The 333-nt window shown below is 69.1% G+C and carries 1 protein-coding gene; it reads right to left on the reverse strand.

Features of this window, described 5'->3' with window-relative positions; translation table 11 throughout:
• On the reverse strand, window positions 1–333 hold a 333-nt coding region (locus tag B3T59_RS00795; RefSeq protein WP_287001267.1), incomplete at both ends, for a DUF1365 family protein.

Below are 333 nucleotides of genomic sequence, written 5' to 3' on the forward strand. Positions count from 1 at the left end.
TGGTCTCGACAAGCTCGACCGACGGGCGTTGACGCTCGACCTGCGGGGGGCGGGGCACGATCGGGAGTCGCTTGGCCCACAGCTTGATTCCCTGGATTCGGATGCGGGCGGAGACGACGAGCGGGGCGAGCGGGGCGCGCACCTGGGTAGCGACGATCGCACGCGGCGTCGCGGGTTCGATGCGACCCGACAGCGAAGCGACGAAGGGTTCGTGGCCGGCGCGCTCGAGGACGATCGAGACAGCGACGCGTCCGTCGGCAGGTGGCGGCATCCGCAGCCGGTAGTGGCCCGACACGTCGTTGAAGGGCGAGACGTAGAACTCCTTGTCGACTT

It is taken from the genome of Gordonia sp. UBA7860 (assembly GCF_002500165.1).
GTDB lineage: Bacteria > Actinomycetota > Actinomycetes > Mycobacteriales > Mycobacteriaceae > Gordonia > Gordonia sputi.